Raw genomic sequence first — 24,383 nt, 5'->3', positions numbered from 1 at the left:
TTCTAAGCTCAGTCGTCCTATCTGTCAACATATTTTATCTGAACATCGCCCGATGCGGTATCGACAATGCACTTGTTTTCATTTGCCATATGGGGCTCAGGTATGTCCACCTCTCCGCTCTTGCTGTTCACAAGGAAACGTTTCTCCGACAAGAATGATATATCCACGTTACCACTCTCCGTCGCAAACCAGAGCATATGTCCATCGCACGCATCTACATTTATATCTCCTGAAGATGTCATGAACTGTCCAACCTTTGCCGCCTTTATATTATACCCCTCAAGCAAACCCTTGCCCGCGGATATTATGACATTGTCGCCGTGGACGTTCATTATCGAAAAGTCGCCGCTGCTGCCATTCACCTTCACACTGTCCGCATCCACAGAAGCCATGGTGACCTCACCGGAATCTGTGACGACATTTACATTTTCTGCGGTTATATTGGACAGATACGCTCCGCCATTCACCTCAGTTACTTCAAATGTCCCACAGGATATCTGCACACTGGACACCAGAGTTCCCGTCTTCGAGGTCATGGATATATCTCCATACTCTCCCTCCGGTATACTCACCACGACATAAGGATCGTCTCCAAAGCCCATGTCTGAGCCAAATGTCCTGTTGTCGGCACAGGTCATGACCAGTGCATCATCCTGCACCGTCACGGAATGTATGACGTCGGGCGAATCGAAATATGTGACGTGACATTTGTCATCGTCGGATTCCACCAGTTTCACATCCATGTCGTCTGCCACCTGTATGTTAATGTCCCGGAACTTCTCAGTTATGGTCATCTCTTTTTCTGTGTAAGAGTTTTTCGCTTTTGCCTTTTTTTCTTCTTTCATCGTCATACGCGCCTGTCTTCCAAGCCCAGCGGATATGATCACCGCAGTCAGCATGACTCCGACCACCAGAACAACTATGGCACGCATGATCCATTTTGCAACTTTCAAATGCATTTACCTCAATACAAATATGTTTTTCATCCAACCCATTATATATACAAAACGGATGTATTGCAAATCCTGCAATACATCCGCGTGTTGTAACTCTATAATTCTATATATCCAGTGCCTTGTGGTTCATTATTTCTTAACCACAATATTTTTTGCAGCACTCCATGTTGAATAATATGTCACCTTGCCGGTATCCTGTGCCCAGGCGGTCACTTCCGGCATATTCACCGAGGTCAGCATCATAGCCGCCGACAGTACAAATGCCATAAATCATTTCATCCTTCTCATAAGCCTCTCCTTTTATTCACATAATTTTTTTGACAACATTCTGGAAAAATTATACCGCCGATGGAACCAGGCCCCTCCACTATCTCTGCCTAAAATAGAAAAAATCCACAGGTCGGCTGACATTTGCCAGATATCCTGTGGATCCTTAGACTTCATTATCACTATACAATTATTTCCCCAGCGTGTTCGCCCTGTTGTCGATATTCTTCTGGAAGTTGATGACCTTATGGTCGTATGGCTCATCCATCAGCTTGGACTGGATCATGAAGTCCGCTGTGGCTTTGTTGTTCGCCATCGGTATGTCGTACACCTGAGCGATACGGAGCAGAGCCTTCACATCCGGATCGTGTGGTGCTGCCGTGAGCGGATCAGAGAAGAATACCACGAAATCTATCCTACCCTCCACTATCTTGGCACCGATCTGCTGGTCTCCTCCAAGCGGACCGCTGTTGTAGCCCTTCACCTGAAGGTTTGTCCTGTCTGTTATCATGCGGGCTGTAGTTCCCGTTCCACACAGCTCATGCTGGCTCAGTATGTTCCTGTTGTCCTCGCACCATCTGATGAGCTCTTCCTTCTTCGCATCATGGGCAATAAGAGCTATCCTTTTCTGCTTTGGTATGGTCATTGTGATGTAATCTGCACTCATGTCTGTACCTCCTGTTCCTGCTATTTGCGAGCATTACTCCCATACCCTTACTCTACCCAATCCATCCATCATTTTCAATATAAAACACTATAATATAGAAAAAATTTACTGCATTATTACATTTGCAATTTTGCCGAACTTTCCTCTGTTTTTTCTCCCATCTGTGTGGTATTCTCTTATAGGACGCTTTATAAATTTAAGTATTCTTACTTATTACATTATTTCATAAAGAGATACACAGACAAAACCATATGTCTGTTCAATTATAGTTTAAGGAGATTCACAAGATGAGAAAAATTGGCTTTGACAATGACAAATATCTGTCCATGCAGTCTGAGCATATCAGAGAGAGGATCGGACAGTTCGGAGACAAGCTGTATCTGGAATTTGGTGGAAAGTTATTCGACGACTATCACGCATCCAGAGTCCTTCCAGGATTCGCTCCGGACAGTAAGCTTCAGATGCTTCTCCAGCTTGCAGACCAGGCTGAGATGATCATATCTATAAATGCTGCCGACATAGAGCGCAACAAGATCAGACACGATCTCGGCATCACTTACGATCAGGATGTCATCAGACTTATAGGCGTATACAAAGAAAAGGGACTGTATGTGAGCAGTGTGGTAATCACCAGATACGCTGGACAGTCTTCTGCGGATGTTTTCCAGAAGAAGCTTGAAGCAATAGGGATCAAGGTTTACCACCACTATTCAATCGACGGATATCCAAACAACGTAGAAAAGATCGTCAGTGATGAGGGATACGGCAAGAACGAGTATGTTGAGACTACCAGACCTCTCGTCATCGTCACAGCACCTGGCCCTGGAAGCGGCAAGATGGCTACATGCCTCTCCCAGCTCTACCATGAGAATAAGCGCGGTGTGAAGGCTGGCTATGCAAAGTTTGAGACATTCCCTATCTGGAATATTCCTCTCAAGCACCCTGTAAACCTGGCATACGAGGCTGCAACTGCCGACCTCAACGATGTGAATATGATCGATCCGTTCCATCTGGAAGCATACGGTGAGACCACAGTCAACTACAACCGTGATATAGAGATCTACCCTGTCCTTGCGGCTATGTTCGAGGGAATCTACGGACACTGCCCATACAAGTCACCTACAGACATGGGTGTCAACATGGCAGGAAACTGCATCGTTGACGACGAGGCTTGTCAGGAGGCTTCAAAGCAGGAGATCATCAGAAGATATTATCAGTCCGTGAACAGATTTGTCAGAGACGAGGCTACAAAGGATGAGGTCTACAAGCAAGAACTCATCATGAAGCAGGCAAAGATCACCGTGGATGACCGCGCCGTTGTCCCTGTTGCTAACAAGCTTGCCGAGGAGACCGGTTCTGCTGCCGCTGCACTTGAGTTGCCAGACGGAACCATCGTCACAGGTTCTACCTCAGACCTTCTCGGACCTTCATCAGCAGTCCTCCTGAATGCCATCAAGATACTTGGCGGCATCGACAAGAAGACACACCTGATCTCAAGAACATTTATCGAGCCTATACAGAAGCTCAAGACTCAGTACCTTGGCAGCAAGAATCCAAGACTCCACACAGACGAGGTTCTCATCGCCCTGTCCATGTGTGCAGTATCAGATCCAAATGCCAAGCTTGCTCTGCAGCAGCTTCCAAAGCTTGCCGGATGCCAGCTTCACACATCTGCCATACTGTCGGCGGTTGATATGAACACATTCAAGAAGCTTGGAATCGAGTTCACGAACGAAGCGGTGTATGAGGGTAGGATGTAAGCGCATAATATTTTCGCATTTTTATGAAAAACGGCAGAAAGATACAAAATAATTTAAAATTGTATCTTTCTGCCGCTTTTTTGCTATTTAGCGATAATTTTGTGATATTTTGAACATCCAGCTACTCTTCAGATAAAAACAGTGTGTTATCTCTTCTCCTTATACATCATGAGATGTGCCACCATAAGAAGTGCACTGGATATCCAGATCGACTTGAACCCCAGATGCAGCGTGCACACGCCGCCAGCTCCGGCGCCAAGTGCGAATATGATGATGATTCCATAATAGTGCATGGCCTTTCTGAGTGCCCCAGGCTCTTTGTCCCTGAGGTATACCGACAGACTCTCCGTTCCGCTTCGGAGATTTCCTATACACATCGTGCTGGCATAGCCGTAGCCATTTACCTTTCTGAAAGTCTGAACCTGCATGGAGCAGGCAAATGACACAAGCATCGTGGCGAGCAGATTGAACCTCACCGGTATGAATCCAACCGCAAACAATATCACGATCTCCACCAGCACAACTATCTGTCTCCAATGTATGCGGGATGCATTCTTGTATCTATGGCTTATCCTCTCCGCCACCAGCACGCCAAGTGCAAATGCGATCAACGGAAAAAGGTATCTCAATGCAATCTTAAAATCTCCCATCATAAGATGCTGGCTCATGAGAACCACATTTCCTGTCTGGGCGTTGGAGAACACCTCATCTCTGGCATTGTATGTATATGCATCCTGAAATCCCCCCGAAAGCGCAAGTATCGCACTGAGCAGGAATGTTTCGGATGTCTGTCTGAGTTCTCTGTTCTTTCTTAGCATACGCATCGTCTCTTTTCTATCTATATTTAATATTTGCAGTCTGTCTCATGCAGTAGGTAGTTCCCTGATACAAACTGCAATCCAATTAAACAAGATAACACAAATTCTTTATTTTACAATATGTATTCTTTTATAAACATTCTGTTAAATATCCTTGGCTGTTATTGCATTTTTTACCATAACAAATTATTATACTTACACAACTTGACAAATGCTGGTTCTATGCTATTCTATAGTCATATGGAGAGTCCTACCAATTATATAAGTGGACATTCAGCAGAATAGCGTCACCTTTCAGGTGAACTATAAAAAGGACTATGTACGCATAGTCCTTTTACATTTTATAAGGAGGCATATTGAAACACGAATTAAAATTATATTGGATAGATATGAAATATATCCGCAATCTACACGCCAAAGATGACAGAATATACAACTCAAGTCCACAACTAGCTAAACATACTCGACCATATATCGGAATTATAGTCACTTGTAATGGTCAAAAATATTGTATACCATTAACATCCTTCAAACCAAAACACGAAAACATGTCTGATAGGATTGATTTTTCTCGAATTATTATAAATAGCAAAATCATCGCCGCTCTCAATTTCAGCAGAATGATTCCAGTTGAAACATCCCAATTATCAAGAATAGATACCAAAATAAGAAAGCACGATACCTCTGAAATTGCCAAAAGAAAGCAACTCTACAGGCAGGAGCTCCAATGGTGTAATGAAAATTACGACAAAATAGTCAACAAAGCCAACGTTCTTTACAACAAATACATGTCCGGCGAATATTTTAAACGAAGGCATGATTGCTTAAACTTCGCAGAATTAGAAAAGATATGCAAGCACTATAATTCACAATAAAAACCGCCACAGTCGGAAACCCATCCGGCTGCAGCGGTTTGCTATCCTTTATATTACAATTTACATTGCCTTCTTATATATCTCAGCGATCTCCTCCTGTGTGAATACCACAGGGTTGTTAGCTATGCTGGCTGCCGAAACCTTCATACAGTTCTCAGCCATCCAAGGAATATCCTTCTCCTCTATGCCGAGGTCTGAAAGCTTGACATCAAGATCAAGATTCTTCAGAAGAGTTCTGATCTTCGGTGCCAGATCATCCGCCGTGATACCTCCAAATATTCTGGCGATCTTCGCGAACTTGAAGTGATCTCCCTTGTAGGATGCCTCGATGATAACCGGTGTCAGAGCTGCGAGTCCCTTGCCGTGAACTATATCCTTAAGTCCGCTGGCCGGATGCTCCATTCCGTGAGCCAGTGTAACTCCGGCTGTGTTGATGACCATACCGCCTATGGTGCTGGCCAGTGTTATCTTCTCCCAGCTCTCCTGGGTTCCTCTGCCCTTATATACATCCACAAGATTGTGGGCAATAAGATCAATCGCATATAGTGCAAGCGCATCTGTAAATGGCTGCGAGATCTTTGATGTGTATGCCTCCATGCAGTGACACAGTGCATCAAATCCAACTGCTGCAAGCACATGCTTTGGCATGGTCTTCATGCAGTCCGGATCCACGATGGATACCTTTGCCACGATGGCATTGCATCTGAGTGACTTCTTGTCGCCATTTTCCGGATTGGTGAGAACCGCAAATCCATTTCCCTCTGAACCTGTTCCGCAGGTTGTAGGAATAAGCACAAGCGGAAGTACCGTATCGCTGACCCAAGCGAAAATACAACCTCAACCTGATATCCGGCGGAAAGGGAATGGAGAACATCGTAAGCTGGGTATACATATCAGAGGATATATCCACATCCACATTCTTGAACGGAGGGGAACCTGCGGACTCATTCTGAATACCGGCAGATATATATTTGAGGAGGACATAACCGATGAGATCGTCAGACTGTGCCACCGCTATTCATTTCCTCTTTTTACCATGCCATGGGACACAAGGATATTCGATATCACCCACGACTACTACAACAGGATATTTGAAGACTCCAGGGATGATGGCAACATGACCGCAGCATTCCAGAATATCCTCATGGGGAATTCCCTGACCGACGAGCAGACTGACACAATAAAAGGCTCCGGATTCAACAATGGCTGCTACAACGTTCTGTCCATCGATACAGAAGCAACAGATGAGTTCATGTATATCCTGCAGAAGGTCTGCAACAATACAGATCTTGTCTTCCATGCATTTGTATATGATGGCAATCCGACAGTTATCCTGAGATGCCCTTCCTCCGGATCCATCGCAGACAAATGCAGTGACATCGCAGAGCAGCTCGGTGGTGTCATAGAGTACGACAAAACCCATCACTCAGCTCTGACGGACACTCTGTACGAATATCTTAAGTGCAGCGGCAGTGTCCAGCACATCTCTGAGAAAATGTTCTGCCACAGGAATACGATAAATTACAGGCTCCGGATAATAAAAGAAGAGCTGGAATATGATCTCTCCAATGCGGAGGTCAGATTCCAGCTCATGGCTGCATATAAGCTCAGAGAGATACGAAAAGTATATCTCTCTCCAATTATATCTATTACATAAAATGTGCATACACCGATGCAAGTATAACCGTAAGTATTCCCGTAACTGCAATCGACAGACTGCTCATGGCTCCTTCAACCTCGCCGATCTCCATCGCCTTGGCAGTTCCGATGGCATGGGCTGATGATCCCAGGGCAAGTCCCTTTGATATAGGTTCTTTGATACGGAATATCCTGAATACGATCTCTCCGATTATATTGCCGATCACTCCGGTCACAACTATGACTGCAACCGTGATGGTCACATATCCGCCAAGTTCTTCCGAAACACCCATTCCGATAGCTGTGGTTATGGACTTCGGAAGAAGTGTCACATAATCTTTATGGGAAAGTCCCATGACCTTGCACAACACAAGGACTGTAGTCAGACTCGTTATAACTCCGGCAAATATACCGCCGAGCACAGCCTTATAATTGTGCTTTAAAAGCTCCCACTGCTCATAGAGTGGGATTGCAAGACACACTGTAGCCGGTGTGAGGAACCAGCTCAGATACTTTGCGCCTTCATTGTACACATCGTAATCCACATCAGCCACAACCAGCACCACTATAGTCACTATGATGGACACCAGCAGTGGGTTAAGTATAGCTATCTTAAGTTTCTTTTTAAGTACACTTCCAAACATATATGCCAGAAGGCTTATAGTCACCCCTGCAAATATGGACGATTCAAACATATCACTCATTTTCAGTCTCCTTCTTCTTGTCTCTCCTTATTATAAGCTGTGATACCCAGCCTGAAGCAAGCATGACCGTGATGATGACGACCACCGTTATGACGCTGACTGGCACAAGCACAGGCTTAAGCGTTCCCCACGACGACATAAGGCCCACACCAGCTGGTATGAACATGACCGGCATGATCTCTATGAGAAACTTGCCCACACTCTTCACATCGTCCAGCTTGAGGATCTTGGTCTGTAGGCAGATAAACATGATAACCATACCATATATACTCGCCGGAATCGGTAGTGGAACTATGTACTTAAGTATCTCACCGATAAAGGATATGGCGAGGATTATAAGAAACTGCTTCAAATATTTCATCTTTTTTGTCTTCCTTCTATATATTTATCATGCACATATGGAGCAACGATTCATAACTTTGGTATACATGCCTGTATACAGCCTCCGCATGTCGGGCCTTTTTCACAAAAAAGGAGGTTCGATACACAGATATAATTACTCTGTATATTCAAACCACCCTTTAACCCTTTGATTATTATATTCTCACTCTGATTTTATTCAATAGAATATTCTGCTTTTTCTAATTTTTGATAAATATAACAAATTTTTTAATTCAATCTGAAAATATTTCGTAAATATTTCTATTGACTATTATTTTTTGCAGGAATCTCATCCTATGAATTTTTCATGATCACTGTGTTCACAATATCCGCCGCATGCTCGCACACATCCATACAGTTCTCTATGCAGGCATATATGTTTTTCCACACGACCACAGTCCTAAGGTCACTCTCACCGTACAGTCTGTGCATATTCTCCACATACAATCTGTCTCCCTGCTCCTCAAGATCATTTACCCTGATTATGCTCTGCCCAATGGTCTTTGAACTTTTGAATCTCTTCAATTCTCCGATCACATCCTGCAGTGCCTTGATGCACTCGAGGAGCAGTTCTACCATCTGGGGTACATCCTCTCTGATAGTATCCACATTGCACATATAAATCTGTAGGAACACATCCTCAACAGCATCGGTAATATCATCCAGATAGTTAGACAGGGCAACCAGATCCTCCCGTTCAATCGGTGTTATGAACGCCTGACTGAGCACAGTCATCATCTTATGTTTCTTGCCATCGGCCTTCTGCTCAAGCTCATGCATACGATCAAGATTTTCCTTGATGGTGTCCACCGAAAAATCCACGACTACGTTCTTCAGAAACTCCGCAGCCTGATACGAGATCTCCACACATGTATTCAGATTTTTAAAATAAAACTCGTCCTTTTTCTTCTTCATAGTTTTTCTCCTTATAATAAAAACTCTGTGTTTGTAGGTGGTTGAAAAACTCGTACGCTGCAATCGTGTAAGTGATTTTTGCATTACCAAATCAGGGGAATACGCAGCCGCCGGTCCTTAGGTGGAGCCTCAAGCGGCACCTTAGTACCGCTGCAGGCTAAGTTAAGTGGGAACGACCCCTGATTGGTATGTCAAAATATCACTTGCACTTCTCAGCCTGCATTTTCAACCACCTACAAACTACCCCAGCCACACGATCAGCAGCTTTGCCATGCCATATCCTATGACACCGCAGCCAGGGAATGTGAGCACCCAGGCGAGCACCATATCACGCACCACCTTGAGGTTAATCGCAGATGCCCTCTTCTCAGCACCCACGCCCATGATGGCTGTCGTCTTCACATGGGTGGTGCTGACCGGGATTCCACATACCGTCGAGAGCAGGATACAGAGTGCCGCCGACAGATCAGCCGCAAATCCCTGGTATTTCTCAAGCTTTACCATATCCATTCCAACAGACTTGATGATCTTCTTTCCTCCAATTGATGTTCCAAGTCCCATGACAACCGAGCAAAGTATCATCATCCATATTGGTATCATTACATTTTCTGCACTGCTCTGTCCATTTACGAGAAACAGCCCAAGCAGGAGAACTCCCAGGAACTTCTGACCGTCCTGGGCTCCGTGCATGAATGCCACCGCCGCCGAGCCGGCCACCTGTGCTTTTGAGAAGAAAGCATTTGTCTTTCTTCTGTCAAAGCGGTAACAGATAACCGCGAGCAGCTTGCACACCACAAATCCGACTGCGAATCCGAGAACGGTTGACAGCACAAGACCATATATTACTTTTATCCACTCTGAAGGATTTACACCGTCCAGTCCTCCCTGAAGTGCTATGGCTGCGCCCGTAAGTCCGGCTATCAGTGCATGGCTCTCACTTGTTGGTATGCCAAATGCCCATGCACCGATTGCCCATATTACGATCGCCGTCATTGCCGCACACAGAGCGATCATAGCTGAGTCTGTGTCACCGCCGAAATTCACCATGTTCTTGATAGTCATGGCTACCTTTGAATTGACAAGCGACATGATAAGCACCCCAAGGAAATTGCAGGCAGCCGCCATAATTATCGCCTTATCCACATCTATACATCTGGTAGACACACACGTCGCTATGGCATTTGGTGCATCCGTCCATCCATTTACCAGAATTACTCCAAGTGTCAGCAGGACGGCGATCAAAAGCGCCGGATGGCTCACAACCTGCTCTGCAAAATATGAAAATGTAATATTCTCCAGCATGTCTATCTCCTATTATCCTGTATGGCCTTAATGATCTGTATTATCGCAGTTGGTGCAAATGCAAGTCCCGCTATCTTCAGCACATCCGCTGCTCCAAGACTTACCACGCTGAACAGACTGTGAAGTCCCGGTATGAACAGGACCGCAGCCAGAAATGCCACTCCGGCTAAAAATGCATATACGCTGTATTTATTTGATCTAAATCCAAGCTTAAACATCGACTCCTCACTTCTGCAGTTAAAACCATGGAACAGTCTGGCAAGTGTCAGTGTTGCAAATGCCATGGTAGTGGCTTTTGCCGGACTTACCGGCAGTCCAAGATGGAATGCTGTCATGGTCGCTACAGCGATGAGAAGGCCCTCCGAGAGCATCTTTGCCATAAAGTCAGATGTCAGGATTCCCTTCTTAGGATCCCTCGGTTTTTCTGATAGCAGCGATGGGTCAGCCGGCTCCATTCCTATCGCGAGCGCAGGAAGAGAATCTGTGAGTAGGTTGATGAACAACAGATGTACCGGTGCAAACGGAACAGGCAGGGCGGCTATCGAGGTGTAAAGCACCGCCAGTATTCCAGCTGTGTTTCCTGACAGCAGGAACAGTATCGCATTCTTTATGTTCCTGTATACATTTCGTCCATTTGACACAGCCTTGATGATGGTTGCAAAGTTGTCATCTGAGAGGATCATGGCCGCCGCGTCCTTGGACACCTCCGTGCCGGTTATTCCCATGGCAACACCTATGTCTGCCTTCTTGAGTGCAGGGGCATCATTGACACCATCGCCTGTCATGGCTACTATATTGCCGTTCTTCTGCCATGCATCGACTATCCTTATCTTATTCTCCGGTGACACCCTGGCATATACAGATATCTTTGTTATGTCACGTGCAAGCTCCTCATCAGACAGAGCGTCAAGCTCCTCTCCCGTGAGTGCCATGTCCCCATCTTCGTATATTCCGATCTGCTTCGCTATGGCAACCGCTGTGATCTTGTGGTCTCCAGTTATCATGACCGGCTTTATGCCCGCACGCCTTGCATCGGCAACCGCTGCCATAGACTCCGGACGTGGTGGATCCACCATGGACACAAGTCCAAGAAATGTAAATCCATACTCTGTATCAACACCCAGTACCTCGTCACTTTCCTTATATGCAAATGACAGTACACGGAGGCCATTCTCTGAGAATGCCTTGTTCTGAGCCTTGATCTTCGCTTTTTCTTCATCTGTCATAGGCTTTACGCCATCGCTATATCTCACGCTCACGCATCTGTCAAGCAGCACATCCACAGCACCCTTGGTGAGTATGGTCGGAACCCCATGAAGCAGATACTTTGTACTCATAAGCTTTCTGTCCGAGTCGAACGGAACCTCCTCCATTCTGTCCATGCAGTCCCTGAGTACATCCTCCTTCAGACTCCATTTTACAGTCTCCGCAGGAACAGAGATACCTGTACCATCCGTCTCCATGCCTGGCATCATGTGGACCTGACGGAACATCTCAAGCAATGCATATTCCGTCGGATCTCCTATTCCTTTTCCATCCACTATGCTGGAATCATTGGTGAGAACCGCATCATATAGCAGATATCTGTGGAGCTGGTTATGGGAATCAAGCTCCTCCGGCTTGTAAAGTTTTCCATCCAGATATATCTCCTGCACGGTCATCTTGTTCTGTGTAAGTGTTCCGGTCTTGTCTGAGCAGATGACTGACACACATCCAAGGCTTTCAACCGCCTTGAGGTTCTTGATGATCGCATTCTCCTTCGCCATCTTCTGGGTGCCAAATGCCTGCACGATGGTAACTATCGAACCAAGAGCCTCAGGTATAGCTGCAACTGCAAGGGCGACTGCGAACATCATGGAATCAAGCACCGCCATCTTCCTGTATATACAGAGGACAAATACCAGCGCGCACACGATCATGATGAATGCCGCAAGCCTTGCACTGAACTTGTCAAGACTCTCCTGAAGCGGAGTCTTTCTCTCCTTTGCCGCATTCATAAGTCCTGCGATCTTACCGAGCTCCGTATCCATTCCTGTTCCGGTCACAAGCACCTCTGCTCGTCCGTATGTAACAAGACTTCCTGAATACACCATATTTGTCCTGTCTGCAAGAGGCACGGAACCTTCTATTATTGCATCATTCTTTTCCACATTTGTAGATTCTCCGGTGAGTGAACTCTCATTTACCTGGAGTGAGAAGTTCCTGAGTATCCTTCCATCGGCAACTATCATATCGCCCGCCTCGAGCAGCACGATATCACCCGGAACTATCTCGCGGGACGGAAGCTCCTGCTTCACACCATCTCTCATAACTTTTGCATTTGGGGATGAAAGCTGTTTCAAACTGTCAAGCGAACGCTCGGCTTTCACATGCTGCACCGTTCCAAGCACAGCATTCATGACGAGTACCGCCAAGATTACTATGGTACTCTCGATATTGTCAGAAAACATAGAAATGACCGCTGCTATGATCAGTATGATCACCAGCAGGTCACAAAACTGGCTGAGGAACACCTGTAATGTGCTCTTTCTCTTGCCTTCCTGGAGAACATTTTCTCCCTTTTCACTGCGGATCTCCTCTGCCCGCTCCGTCGACAGTCCGCGGCTGTCTGTCTTGAATTCTTTTAGTAATTCATCACCGGAACAGTTCCAAAAATTTTTCTCTGTCATACACACCAGACTCCTTTTCTTCTTAATCTCTGTAAACAGGTTGTGTGTGTCATGCAAAGAAAAAGGAACGAGACCTTCATTGCATGATAAACACACAATAAAAGTCTCGTTCCTTTCAAGTTCTATATACGCTACTATATATACTCCGAAAGCGTGCGTCCCGGTTCCCTGCACAGGTATGTCCCAGCCAGAAAACGTGATGACGAGATCGCACAACATCTTATAACCGATGTGAACTACTCCCTGATATTTCCGACATAATAACACGGGAACCCTTTGATTGTCAAAGGATTCCCGGCTAGTATTTGGTAAAGAATTTATAAACTTTTAATTCAACGCATCATATCCGCTCTCCTTTGTACGGATCTTAGTTGCAGTACGGATCTCGTAGCTGAATATCTTGCCGTCTCCAACCTCGCCTGTATATGCCGCCTTCTGGATAGCCTCGATGGTCTTCTTCTCCCATTCCTCAGATGACACAACTATCTCAAACTTGATCTTCGGCTGCATCACCACATCTACCTCCGTACCACGGACAAGCTTCTTATATCCTCTCTGTGCTCCGCATCCCATAACCTGAGATACTGTAATTCCATTTACATCTATGGCATTCAACGCTTCCTTGACGTCCTCAAAGACCTCCTCGCGCACGATAGCCTCAACCTTTATCATCATAATAGATCTCTCCTTCCTATATCTTTGCTGTCCTACGAATCAAGTCCATTGAATGTTGGATATGCACTCTCGCCGTGCTCTGAGATATCCAGACCTACCTTTTCTTCTCTGTCTGTTACACGGAGCGGTGTGAAAAGTCTCACAATTCCAAGACAGATAAGTGTTCCGACTACGGCAACTACGATCGTAACCACAATGCCAACAAGCTGCATCAGGAACAAATGTACATCTCCGAATACCAGACCATCCCAACGAGCTACACTGTTGATCGAGCTCTTTGCAAATAAACCTGTTGCGATACCTCCCCAGATACCGCCGATACCATGACATCCAAATGCATCAAGTGCATCGTCTATCTTCAGCTTACCCTTAAGGAATGATATTGTAAAGCAGCAGATCGGGCTGACAAGCGCACCGATGATGAATGATGACCAGATCGGCACAAATCCAGCGCCAGGTGTTATAGCCACAAGACCGACAACAAGACCTGTCGATGCACCGACCAGGGTAGGCTTTCCATCCTTTATCACATCTATTATCATCCATGAGAGCATTGCGCTGGCACTGGCAATTGCCGTTGTCATGAATGCATGTGCTGCAAGACCATTTGCGCCGAGGGCACTTCCGGCATTGAAACCGAACCATCCAAACCAAAGGATGAATGCACCGAGTGCTACAAATGGAATGTTGTGAACTCTGTATGCTGTGTTCTCATATCCCTTTCTTCTTCCAAGGATGATAGAGAATACAAGAGCGCTCACACCTGAACTTATATGTACTACATTTCCTCCCGCGAAATCAACTGAACCGATCTCTCCGAGGAAACCACCCTGGCCCCATACCATGTGAGCCATCGGATAATAAACGATGATCGACCAGAGCATGATGAAGAAGAACAACGCCTTGAACTTCACACGTCCGACCAGTGAACCGGTGATAAGCGCCGGTGTGATCATGGCGAACATCATCTGAAATGCAACGTATACAAGATGAGGTATATTGTCCGCATAAGGACCAGCCTCATCCATCTTTATCCCGTTAAGTGCAAACCACTTGAGATCTCCTATAACACCTCCGTGATTAGTGCCAAATGAGAGTGAGTAACCGAACAACACCCACATGACAACTGAAAGTCCCATGATGGCCGTACATGCCATGATGGTATTTACAACATTTTTCCTCCTGACGAGGCCTCCGTAGAAGAATGCAAGTCCGGGTGTCATGAAGAACACCAGAGCCGCACAGATCATAATAAAACCAGTATCTCCCGTATTCATAGTTTCTTCCTCCTTAATTATACTCATCTGGGGAACGCGATATCTCATTCTCCCATGGGGACGGAGGTACCTGTCCCCTCCGTCTCCATTGTCGAAACAAAAAAGGCGCCAAACGAATCTTTTCGATTCATTTGACGCCTTTGTCGTGATTTATAATAGCAGACTTCAGAAAATAATGCAAGGGGTAATTTTAAATTGTTTTTCGCAAGCTATTATGTTGTTTTTGTGAAGTTTCTTAACTAAATCTTTATCGTGCACTCAATTTAGACATATCAGATTTTTTACGGCTGCTATTTCTACGCCACCCCTGTAGACTCCATTCCAGTCTTGCCAGCTGCTGCCATACTTGCATTTGCCGTAACCGGGATATGTTCCTTATATGCAATTACAACATCCCGCATGGATGGCACTGACACACTCTCTGTCTGCCAGAACCGCTCTGTAACCACGGATATTGCATGTGTGATATGTCTGTAATCATTCTCGCATCCCAGAGCCTCACTGACATACCTGTCATGCATTTCTCTGAGATATTCCACTATGTCTCGCCCATCATCTATGCTTTCCATATTGACACCTACTGAAGATATCGTCTTATTCACATAGTCATGCAGCTCTGTCTCGTACTGGCAGTGTTCTCTAAGATTCCCAGGAAATATACTGTTGTGCGGATATGTGAATGAATCTGCCACGTAGTGAACAAGCTTTCCGAGAAGAAAGCTCTGTCTTATAGTTCCCATTCCGCCTTTTTCAAGTTTCTTTGTAAGTTTTTCCATATACTTTTGGACATTTTCATAGTTGTGTCCTCTAAGCTTCTCCTCGCCATGGATGCTGCCCCTGAAATAAGTCAACATATTGATATCCGGCTCTATGCTGCCAAATATGAACGCCGCCTTCTTCAGCTTAGATGCGCCGGCATCCATATGATCCATAATATATCTGCTCAGATTCATGTGGTCTGCTGTTCTCATATTTAACGCCTCCTGCCTGTTCTGCCATCAAGCACAGCTTGATAAGCTTCTCATGTACAAATGTATCCTCTATACCTTTTTCGTTGTATATAGTGTAAACGATAGATATAAAATCCACAGGAAGAAACTATAAATACTTTCTAAATAGACCGTAAAATATTCAGAAATTCATGGCAATTAAGAGAGTTCCAGCAGTGATGCATACCACGCCAACAGCCGCTTTCTTGGTCAGCTTTTCATGGAACACGATTCCTGAAAATGCAATGGTGATGAGCATGCTCAGCTTGTCTATCGGTACTACCACGCTTGCCGGTCCGTCCTGAAGTGCCCTGTAATAACACAGCCAGGATGCTCCCGTGGCTATTCCGGAGAGCGCAATAAACAGCAGCTCCTTCATCTCTATGCCATTTATCTCATGCTGTTTTCCTGACACAAACACCATAAGCCAAGCCATGACAAGAACCACCGTTGTCCTGATCGCCGTGCCCAGATTTGAGTTGATATCCGATATCCCTACCTTGCCGAGTATCGCTGTCAGACTGGCAAAAACAGCTGAGAGCACGGCGTACAACAGCCAGCTGCCATGCAAAAGTCCCATTCCCCGCTGTTTCTGTGCCACACTGCCACCGTCTGTTGACATATGTTCGACATCTTTCCCTGACAGCTCCTGATCATCTGCAGTTTTCTTTTTGGTGATCATAAGCATAGTGCCCACACCTATCATAACTATTGAGATACCCTTAACCCAGGTGATCCCCTCATGTAGGAATATAAGGGCAAGCAGAATCGTGAGCACGGTGCTTGATTTGTCTATGGGAACGACCTTGTTGATATCCCCTTTCTGCAGCGCCCTGAAATAACACAGCCAGGATGCGCCGGTTGCAAGGCCGGAGAGGACCAGAAAAAGCAAAGTCTTGCCGCTGATATATGTGTCTGCAGTCCAGGCTCCTGTGACAAGAACCATCAGCCAAGCAAACAGCAGAACCACAACTGTCCTTATGGCCGTCGCCACATCAGAATCCGTCTTTCTTATACCGCATTTTGCAAGTATCGCCGTGATTCCCGCAAAGAACGAAGAACCAGCAGCAAATAATATCCACATTTTACGCGCCTCCCATTTATATGTGACCGTAAGACACACTTACATTTATCATTTTGTATCATCTTTATAGCTAACAGGAAAATGATTAGAAAAAATTTTGATCTTTGATTAAGGTTGCGGGCGTAACAGTTACTGCAAAGTGATTTATTCTACAATGGCGGCGTCCGTCAGTCTGGAATAGTGAGCAGTATATTTCCGTAAAAACAGCAAAGCCGCCCGGTTTCGGACGGCAAATTGGCACAGGCTGTGTTTTATACTCCCCAAAGCAAAGCCAAGCACTTTTCTATTGCATATAAGTTCAAATCCTTGTTTTCTCGCTTTTCTCAGTCTACCCGTAGCATACGGTAACCGACGCCGATATGCGTCTGAATGTATTGCGGACTGTCCTTTTGCGACTCCAGCTTTTTGCGCAGGGTCGCCATAAACACCCGCAGAGAAGCAATATCTTTTTCCCAGCTGCTGCCCCAAATCTGCTGCGTGATATAGGTGTGCGTCAGCACCTTTCCGACATTATGAGAGAGCAGACACAAAAGCTTGTATTCAATCGGGGTCAGGTGCAATTCCTCCCCATTTAGATAAGCACAGCCGGCAGCATAATCAATTTTAAGCTTGCCGTTTTGGAAAACGGGTGAGTCGGCGTCGCCGCTTGCCTGAAGCAGCAGCAGCCGTCTTTGCGTGACCCGAAGGCGTGCCAAAAGCTCCTCTATGGAAAAGGGCTTTGTCAGATAGTCGTCCGCCCCGGCATCCAGCGCCGTGATTTTGTCTTTATCCTCGCTGCGCGCACTGATCACAATAATGGGCATATTTGACCATGAGCGGATGCTTTCGATCACCTGTGTGCCGTCGATATCCGGCAACCCCAGATCCAGCAGAACGATATCCGGGTTATGGGAGGTCGCTTCTATAATAGCGCTGTGTCCGTTCTCCGCGGTCAGGTAGCGGTAATCGTGCGCCTTTAATGTTGTTACGATCAGATTGCGGACGGGACGGTCGTCCTCCACAACGAGAACAAGGGGTTTATTCATTCAGAGTCACCTCGCTGAGCGGTAAAGTAAAGGTAAATATGCAGCCGTGCGGTACGTTATCCGTAAGCGTCAGCGTTCCGCCGTGCAGCTCTACGATAGATTTACACAGGGTAAGCCCGATCCCGAAGCTTCTGCGGCTGTCTGCAACGGTATTTTTCCCGGTGTAAAACATCTCAAAAATATGCGGTTTCATATCGTCTGCAATTCCGTTTCCGTTATCGGCGACTCGGATTACGGCATCCCCGCCCTGTTTTTCGGCACTTACGCAGATCTCGGAGCCTTGTTCGGTATATTTCAAAGCATTATCAATAAGGTTGACAATGACCTGCACGATAAGCTGTGCGTCCATACGGGCAAGGATCAAATCGTCGCACCTTACCGTCACCTTGTGTCCGACGGATTTTTTCTTCAAGTGCGAAACGGCTTCGTTGACCACTTCGTCTACAAGCTGGTCGGTAAGCTCCAGCTTCAGGCGTCCGTCATTCAGCCGTGTAACATACAGCAGATTTTCCACCACGCCGATCAGCCATTCGGAATCGTCATAAATATCTTTATAGATCTGCTGCTTGGTTGCTTCGTCCAGGCAGTTTCCGTTATGCAAAAGCGTGTCCGCATTACCCGAAACGGAGCAAAGCGGCGTGCGCAGATCGTGTGAGATCGACCGCAAAAGGTCGGCGCGTAGCTGCTCGCTTTTTGCAAGATCTGCCGCCCGTTCCTTTTCGGCGGCGTTGTGAGCATTATCCATTGCCAGCGCACATTCGTTCACAACCGAAAGTACGATGCTGCTCTCAAATGAATCGGGCTTTTCGGGTTTCATCGGTATCCCGATTACACCGTATACTCTGCCGCCTGCCCGGATCGCAAGATAAAGACATTCGGATTTTCCAAACTGTGCTGTCGCTGCTCCTGCACGGCAACCGTTTTGAAGCACCCATTCTGCGGTCTGCCGCTCTGCATCGCTTAGCAGCTTTTCAGCGTGTGTATCCTTTTTTTCGGCATACAGCCGCCCGGACAACATTCCGTTTTCGCCTTTCGTATAGGCAACAATGCTTCGGTCAAGCAGCCGCGAGAGCTGCATACAGGTCACGCTTAAAACATCATCGTTGCTTTTTGCTTTTTGCAGCAGACGATCAGTGTCGAACAGCACCTGCACACGGAACGCGGAGCGTGCCGAGAGCCTTGCATGATCTTTCAGCTTCGAGGCAAGCGTGCCGGTGAGAACGGAAGACGCCAGCATGACTGCAAAGGTAACGGGATAGCCTACGGCATATGTCTGAAAGGACAACCTGGGTTCGGTAAGGAAAAATCCGAACAATACAACACTTAGAAGTGAGCCTGCCATACTGCAAAGGTATCCTTTGGTCAAAACGGAGATCATCAGCACACCTAGGATGTATACCGTAACGATATTGGTATCGGGAAAGTCGAGATGGTCGAACAGAAACCCGATCGCCGTACATACGGCAAGCGCCAGGACGGTCACGGCAATATCCCGCAGCGACGGTATCTCTGCACCTAAGAACAGACGGCGTCTGTGCGGCTTTGTGTAGTTCAGTGCATCGGGAATAATATGAATGTCAACATCGGGGGCGGAGGAGATCAGCTTTTCAGTGAGAGTCGGTCTTCCGAACAGCCATCTGCGTCTGGCACTGCTTTGCCCGATCACAATTTTTGTGACATCGGAAAGCCTGACATATTCCGAGATCTGCAGCGGTACATCCTCGCCGTGCGTCATAACGATCTCGGCGCCGAGCCTTTGCGCGAGCTGTATGTTCTGCGAAAGTCGGGACTGATCCTCATCATTTATGACCGTATCCGTCTGCACATAGATGGCGGTAAATCTTGCATGAAGGGTCTTAGCCATCTTTGCGGCGGTGTGTATGATCCTTGCATTGGACGGAGAAGAGGATAGGCAGACAAGGATATGCTCGTCTGTATCGAATTTTGACTGTTCGTTTTGTACTTTCATCGGTTTCACCGCCATTTTTATTTTATTATTATACAGTAAAACTGTAAAAAAATCTACCGCAGTCTAAAAATCATTCTTCTGCCCATCGGAAAGAATAATATCGACATTTCCGTGCGTTTCACGAAAACGGCGGATCTCACATAATATTTCACTTTCGGACAGCCCCTGCGGCAGCAGAATTTCGGAAGGCTCACGGGATTCGTTTTCCTTTAACAATGCTTTTCTGTTTTCTTCAAGAAATCGATCCAGCCTGCTCATAAGATAAAATCCGAAAGCAAATATGCCAAGCAGGCTGACGATCAGCAATAGTTCAGCCATCCTCACTCACCTCTGTTAAATGCGAAAACACTTTTGCAGTTCTTTGTAAGCACCGAGAACCAAAAGAGTGGTCTTGTTCGTAAGAACGGTTTCCGGTGAAACTGCCATATTGATTTTTCCGTTCTCCTTGGTCGCCATGATATTGATGCTGTATTTTCTGCGGATATCCAGCTCTCCGACGGTTTTTCCGATCCACCCCTCCGGAACCTCTACCTCAAAAATGGCATGAGCCTCATCGACCTCGATGTAATCCCGTATGTGATCGGCGGTGTACCGAATAGCAGCCCAATTTGCTACCTGTTTTTCTGGGTAAACGACCTCGTCCGCTCCGTTACGCAGAAGAAATTTCTCCTGCACATCACGCTCGGCACGGGATACAACTAATTTTGCGCCGAGTTCTTTCAGCAAAGAAGTGGTTTCCAACGAATTTTGAAAATTTCCTCCTATGGTGACTATGCACACATCAAAGTTTCCGATTCCGAGCGACTTTAAAAATTCCGTGTTTGTGCTGTCACCTATCTGTGCGTTAGTAACGATCGGCAGAATTTTATTGACCCTTTCTTCGTTGCTGTCTACCGCCATCACCTCATGCCCGAGCTTATTCAGCTGCAAAGCGATATGCCTACCGAATCTGCCGAGACCTATCAACAATATGTTTTTCATAATATAGTAACTCCTTTATCCGACTGTGATATTTTCGAGCGGCAGCTTTGCACCGCTCTGATTTTTATTGGAGATCGCCGCGTAAATCAGGGTAAGTCCGCCGACTCTGCCGAGATACATCAAGACGATCAAAATAAGCTGAGAAAGAACACCGAGCTGCGGTGTGATCCCAAGGGTAAGCCCGACCGTTCCGACAGCGGACGCCGTTTCGTAAAGGCAGGTGCTAAGCGGCAGACCTTCTGCCGTGCTGATAACAATGCCGCCGACAAAAAACAGCAGGAAATACATTACGGCAACGGCTGCGGCGTTTTTCACTGCCGAACCGTCAATGCGCCTGCCGCAGACTTCGACATCGTCCTTTTTGCAACAGACGGAGAATGCACTCAGAATCAGAACGGCAAGCGTGGTCGTTTTCATACCGCCTGCCGTGGAGCCGGGCGATCCGCCGACGAGCATCAGCAGAATCATAATTGCCTTGGAGGAACCGGTCATAGCGGGAAGATCGGCGGTATTGAAACCGGCGGTTCTCGGTGTGACAGACTGAAAAAGCGACGCAAGAATCCTTTCGGCGAGCGGCAGCCCCGTAAAATCACAGAAGAAAAAGAATACTGCGGGAGCGATAATGAGGATTGCCGTTGTTACCAATATGACCTTACTTTGCATACGGTATTTTTTGAAATGCCACTTGTTTGTGTAAATATCATCCCAGGTCAAAAATCCAATACCGCCCACAATAATTAAAAGCATAATTGCAATGTTTATTGTAGGCTCTCCGATGTATCCCGTAAGAGACGGGTATTTGTTTTCTGCGGTGCCGAGTATGTCAAAGCCGGCGTTGCAAAAGGCGGAAATCGAATGAAATGCCGCCATCCAAATTCCCTTGATACCGAAGTTTCTACAAAATGTCGGCAGCATGACGATCATTCCGATAAGCTCGATCAAAAAAGTTCCCCGTACAATAAAGCGGGTCAGGCGGACGATCCCGCCGACCTTCGGGGCAGAGATGGCGTCCTGCATGGTACTGCGCTGCATCAGCGATATTTTTCTGCCGGACAGCATGGCGAAAAATGCCGCAACTGTCACAACACCGAGCCCGCCTATCTGGATCATCAGCAGTATTACCGTCTGCCCGAAAGCGGACCAATAACTGCCCGTATCCTGCACGACCAGCCCCGTAACGCAAACGGCCGAGGTCGATGTGAACAGCGCCTCGTGAAACGGCGTAACAACTCCGGCAGTCGATGAAAACGGCAGCATCAATATCAGTGCTCCGAGCAGAATAACCCCGGCAAAGCCCAAAACGATCAGCTTAAAGGATGACAGTCGCTTTTTTCTATGTGTAATTTCAGACATATATACTTCTCCTATTTTTGTTTGTTTACAAAGAGTATATCATGAAATATAAAAAAACGGTGTAATGATCCGGTGTGCTGTATTAAGATTGCATTAAGGCTCTCGGCTTTGACAAAGACACCGCCGAAGGAGCCATATCAATTCTGACAGAACTCGGCATCATATCATGATCAGACATTTGAATAAAATATCCCCATATAATTTCTGGGAATAAATAATTTCAGAATTATATGGGGCATTTTATGTCTGTTCTATATTTCTACTAATAAATTATTCATATAAACATATCTATCATAGATAATCATATACTTTACAACAATCCCTTAACGTCCTCTGCGATCATCTCCGCATCAAGACGATTATCCTTAAGAACCTCTTCGACATCGTACCTGTCAAGGAAGTCCTTCTTAAGACCATAATTCAGTACCTTCATATCCGAATCACCGTAGAATCTTGCAATCTTCTCACCGAATCCGCCGTCCAGTATACCATCTTCAATAGTGATGACAACCGAGTGGTCTGCCTTGAGGCTTTCGAGAAGCTCCTCGTCAAGCCCTGTGATATAGTAAGGATTGATGACAGTGGCATCTATTCCAAGCTCACTCTTCATCTCGTCTGCAACGGCATTTGCCAGACTGTAGAAGGTTCCAAGGCCGAGTAGGGCAACCTTGCTTCCCTTCTGTGTCACCTCATACTTATTCAGATCTCCAAAGTTCTTCGTCACAGGGCTTCCACTTACCATTGCACCGCCTGGAAGCTTGATGGCCACCGGATGCTCATTCTGCTCTATGCTCCAATCAAGCATGGCAATATACTCTTCCTTTGTTGTCGGAGCAAGATATACAAGATTCGGGATATTTGAAAGCATCGGGATATCCTGAAAGCCCAGATGTGTCACATCGTTCATTCCATATACAGACCCTGCAAATGTCACTATAGTGGCTGCATTGTTGTTGATACAGAGATCCTGGGATATCTGGTCAAATGTTCTCTGCACAAATGAGCTATACACACCGAACACTGGCTTTCCGCCGCCTGCTGCAATTCCCGACGCAAGTGCCACCGCTGTCTCCTCTGCAATTCCCACGTCAACAAACTGCTTTCCGGCCTCACGTCTCTTATCCTCTGTAAATCCTATAACTGTCGGTGTTCCCGCTGTGATGGCAACGACCTTTGGATCCTTCTTCATCTTGTCAAGCAGGTAATCACAGGACACGCTTGAGTAGTCCTCCTCGTCACCTTCAAATAACGATCTTCCTGTCTCTATATCAAATGGTCCGCTGTAGTGCCACTGCTCCTTGTGCTCCTCGGCCGGGGCATACCCCTTTCCCTTGAGGGTTCTGATGTGGACCACAACAGGCTTCTTTGAATCTTTTACCTTCTGGAATGTGTCTATGAGGGCTGCCACATCATTGCCTTCATGCACGTAATAATAATCAAGTCCCATGGCGCGGAACAGATTGCACTCTGCTGTTCCCTTAGTGTCTCTGAGTAATCTGAGATTTGTATAGAGTCCTCCGTGGTTCTCGGCTATGGACATATCGTTGTCATTTACAACTATGATGAGGTTGCCATCCAGTTCTTTAGCGTAGTCCAAGCCTTCAAGGGCCTCTCCTCCTGACAGGGAGCCATCGCCTATCACCGCTATCACATTACCCTCTGCCCCTTGGAGATCCCTTGCCTTTGCAAGGCCTGCAGCCAGACTGATGGATGTTGAAGTATGTCCAACCGTGAAGAAGTCGTGCTCGCTCTCATGCGGGTTGCTGTAACCAGTCACATCATCATAGTGCTCCTCATAGAGGTAGGCATCCTTTCTTCCAGTAAGCATTTTATGAGGATAGCTCTGTTGTGACACGTCATACACAATCTTATCCTTAGGTGACTCAAATACATAGTGAAGTGCTATGGTTGCCTCAACCATACCAAAGTTCGGTCCAAAATGTCCGCCGTGTTTGCTGGCTCTGATGAGAAGTGCATGTCTCATCTCGTCTGCAAGTGTTCCCATCTCTTCTACTGTCAGTTTCTTTACATCCTGTGGTCCGTTGATATTTTCAATATACATTTTTCTTTATCCTCCT

23 protein-coding genes and 1 pseudogene are annotated in these 24,383 nt (G+C 46.3%); 4 read left to right on the top strand and 20 right to left on the bottom strand.

The features are described from left to right. Nucleotides 1–17 precede the first annotated feature (17 nt). The 3 genes from AB5150_RS10580 to AB5150_RS10570 form a co-directional block, all read right to left on the bottom strand. Nucleotides 18–953, bottom strand: a complete 936-nt coding sequence (locus AB5150_RS10580; RefSeq protein ID WP_172674902.1) for a DUF4097 family beta strand repeat-containing protein — start codon at nucleotides 951–953, stop codon at nucleotides 18–20. A 132-nt stretch (nucleotides 954–1,085) separates the two neighbouring features. Next, nucleotides 1,086–1,223, bottom strand: a complete 138-nt coding sequence (locus AB5150_RS10575) for a hypothetical protein (protein ID WP_156329420.1) — start codon at nucleotides 1,221–1,223, stop codon at nucleotides 1,086–1,088. Between the two features lie 190 nt (nucleotides 1,224–1,413). Then, the gene (locus AB5150_RS10570) at nucleotides 1,414–1,890 is read right to left on the bottom strand and encodes a methylglyoxal synthase (protein WP_055147786.1); all 477 of its coding nucleotides are present in this window, start codon (nucleotides 1,888–1,890) and stop codon (nucleotides 1,414–1,416) included. 287 nt (nucleotides 1,891–2,177) lie between these two features. Between AB5150_RS10570 and AB5150_RS10565 the strand changes: the two genes are divergently transcribed. Then, nucleotides 2,178–3,650, top strand: a complete 1,473-nt coding sequence (locus tag AB5150_RS10565; protein WP_015534206.1) for a DUF1846 domain-containing protein — start codon at nucleotides 2,178–2,180, stop codon at nucleotides 3,648–3,650. Between the two features lie 146 nt (nucleotides 3,651–3,796). Here the strand turns inward: AB5150_RS10565 and AB5150_RS10560 are convergent, their stop codons facing one another. Continuing rightward, complete coding sequence (locus tag AB5150_RS10560) at nucleotides 3,797–4,468, bottom strand: YoaK family protein (RefSeq protein WP_055224431.1); 672 nt, start codon at nucleotides 4,466–4,468, stop codon at nucleotides 3,797–3,799. 356 nt (nucleotides 4,469–4,824) lie between these two features. Between AB5150_RS10560 and AB5150_RS10555 the strand changes: the two genes are divergently transcribed. Next, nucleotides 4,825–5,343, top strand: coding sequence for a type III toxin-antitoxin system ToxN/AbiQ family toxin (locus tag AB5150_RS10555; protein ID WP_118649377.1), 519 nt, complete (start codon nucleotides 4,825–4,827; stop codon nucleotides 5,341–5,343). Between the two features lie 60 nt (nucleotides 5,344–5,403). Here AB5150_RS10555 and AB5150_RS10550 read toward each other — a convergent pair whose 3' ends face one another. Then, nucleotides 5,404–6,138, bottom strand: a complete 735-nt coding sequence (locus tag AB5150_RS10550) for an iron-containing alcohol dehydrogenase (protein WP_368291843.1) — start codon at nucleotides 6,136–6,138, stop codon at nucleotides 5,404–5,406. Between AB5150_RS10550 and AB5150_RS10545 the strand changes: the two are divergent. Both AB5150_RS10545 and AB5150_RS10540 read left to right on the top strand, forming a co-directional pair. Then, a pseudogene (locus tag AB5150_RS10545) lies at nucleotides 6,035–6,421 on the top strand (PucR family transcriptional regulator ligand-binding domain-containing protein); the annotation flags it as partial. The gene AB5150_RS10550 and the pseudogene AB5150_RS10545 overlap by 104 nt on opposite strands. A 39-nt stretch (nucleotides 6,422–6,460) precedes the next feature. Further along, nucleotides 6,461–7,000 (top strand): helix-turn-helix domain-containing protein, encoded by a 540-nt coding sequence (locus AB5150_RS10540; protein WP_368291858.1) that lies wholly within the window; start codon nucleotides 6,461–6,463, stop codon nucleotides 6,998–7,000. Here AB5150_RS10540 and AB5150_RS10535 read toward each other — a convergent pair. From AB5150_RS10535 to AB5150_RS10465, 15 genes are all read right to left on the bottom strand, one after another. Then, complete coding sequence (locus AB5150_RS10535; protein ID WP_368291842.1) at nucleotides 6,993–7,685, bottom strand: LrgB family protein; 693 nt, start codon at nucleotides 7,683–7,685, stop codon at nucleotides 6,993–6,995. The two genes, AB5150_RS10540 and AB5150_RS10535, sit on opposite strands and share 8 nt — an antisense overlap. Beyond that, entirely contained in the window at nucleotides 7,678–8,046 is a 369-nt protein-coding gene (locus tag AB5150_RS10530) for a CidA/LrgA family protein (protein WP_022216747.1), read from the bottom strand. Before AB5150_RS10530 ends, AB5150_RS10535 begins: the two co-directional genes overlap by 8 nt. 314 nt (nucleotides 8,047–8,360) lie before the next feature. Next, entirely contained in the window at nucleotides 8,361–8,981 is a 621-nt protein-coding gene (locus tag AB5150_RS10525) for a DUF47 domain-containing protein (RefSeq protein WP_015534211.1), read from the bottom strand. Nucleotides 8,982–9,221: 240 nt separating this feature from the next. Further along, a complete protein-coding gene (locus tag AB5150_RS10520) occupies nucleotides 9,222–10,283 on the bottom strand; it encodes an inorganic phosphate transporter (RefSeq protein ID WP_015534212.1) in 1,062 nt (353 codons plus the stop codon). A 2-nt stretch (nucleotides 10,284–10,285) separates the two neighbouring features. Next, complete coding sequence (locus tag AB5150_RS10515) at nucleotides 10,286–12,952, bottom strand: cation-translocating P-type ATPase (RefSeq protein ID WP_055147798.1); 2,667 nt, start codon at nucleotides 12,950–12,952, stop codon at nucleotides 10,286–10,288. Nucleotides 12,953–13,279: 327 nt separating this feature from the next. Continuing rightward, a complete protein-coding gene (locus AB5150_RS10510; protein ID WP_004850656.1) occupies nucleotides 13,280–13,627 on the bottom strand; it encodes a P-II family nitrogen regulator in 348 nt (115 codons plus the stop codon). Between the two features lie 32 nt (nucleotides 13,628–13,659). Then, nucleotides 13,660–14,904 (bottom strand): ammonium transporter, encoded by a 1,245-nt coding sequence (locus AB5150_RS10505; protein ID WP_022058952.1) that lies wholly within the window; start codon nucleotides 14,902–14,904, stop codon nucleotides 13,660–13,662. Between the two features lie 296 nt (nucleotides 14,905–15,200). Next, a complete protein-coding gene (locus AB5150_RS10500) occupies nucleotides 15,201–15,875 on the bottom strand; it encodes a zinc dependent phospholipase C family protein (RefSeq protein ID WP_055147801.1) in 675 nt (224 codons plus the stop codon). 160 nt (nucleotides 15,876–16,035) lie between these two features. Further along, nucleotides 16,036–16,977 (bottom strand): EamA family transporter, encoded by a 942-nt coding sequence (locus AB5150_RS10495; protein ID WP_055147804.1) that lies wholly within the window; start codon nucleotides 16,975–16,977, stop codon nucleotides 16,036–16,038. 323 nt (nucleotides 16,978–17,300) lie between these two features. Then, on the bottom strand, nucleotides 17,301–18,002 hold the full coding sequence (locus AB5150_RS10490; protein WP_015534217.1) for a response regulator: 702 nt from the start codon (nucleotides 18,000–18,002) through the stop codon (nucleotides 17,301–17,303). After that, nucleotides 17,995–19,971, bottom strand: coding sequence for a DUF4118 domain-containing protein (locus AB5150_RS10485; RefSeq protein ID WP_015534218.1), 1,977 nt, complete (start codon nucleotides 19,969–19,971; stop codon nucleotides 17,995–17,997). Before AB5150_RS10485 ends, AB5150_RS10490 begins: the two co-directional genes overlap by 8 nt. A 63-nt stretch (nucleotides 19,972–20,034) precedes the next feature. Beyond that, nucleotides 20,035–20,289: a hypothetical protein gene (locus AB5150_RS10480; protein ID WP_015534219.1), complete on the bottom strand. Its 255-nt coding sequence runs from the start codon at nucleotides 20,287–20,289 to the stop codon at nucleotides 20,035–20,037. A gap of 15 nt (nucleotides 20,290–20,304) precedes the next feature. After that, the gene (locus AB5150_RS10475; RefSeq protein WP_015534220.1) at nucleotides 20,305–20,952 is read right to left on the bottom strand and encodes a TrkA family potassium uptake protein; all 648 of its coding nucleotides are present in this window, start codon (nucleotides 20,950–20,952) and stop codon (nucleotides 20,305–20,307) included. A 15-nt stretch (nucleotides 20,953–20,967) separates the two neighbouring features. Next, nucleotides 20,968–22,305, bottom strand: a complete 1,338-nt coding sequence (locus AB5150_RS10470) for a TrkH family potassium uptake protein (RefSeq protein WP_055147807.1) — start codon at nucleotides 22,303–22,305, stop codon at nucleotides 20,968–20,970. A gap of 310 nt (nucleotides 22,306–22,615) precedes the next feature. Beyond that, nucleotides 22,616–24,367, bottom strand: coding sequence for a 1-deoxy-D-xylulose-5-phosphate synthase (locus AB5150_RS10465; RefSeq protein ID WP_368291841.1), 1,752 nt, complete (start codon nucleotides 24,365–24,367; stop codon nucleotides 22,616–22,618). Nucleotides 24,368–24,383 lie beyond the last annotated feature (16 nt).

It is taken from the genome of Coprococcus sp. RTP21281st1_F1_RTP21281_210402 (genome assembly GCF_040915325.1).
GTDB classification, from domain to species: domain Bacteria; phylum Bacillota; class Clostridia; order Lachnospirales; family Lachnospiraceae; genus Coprococcus; species Coprococcus aceti.
This window is presented reverse-complemented; position numbering and strand designations above follow the sequence as displayed.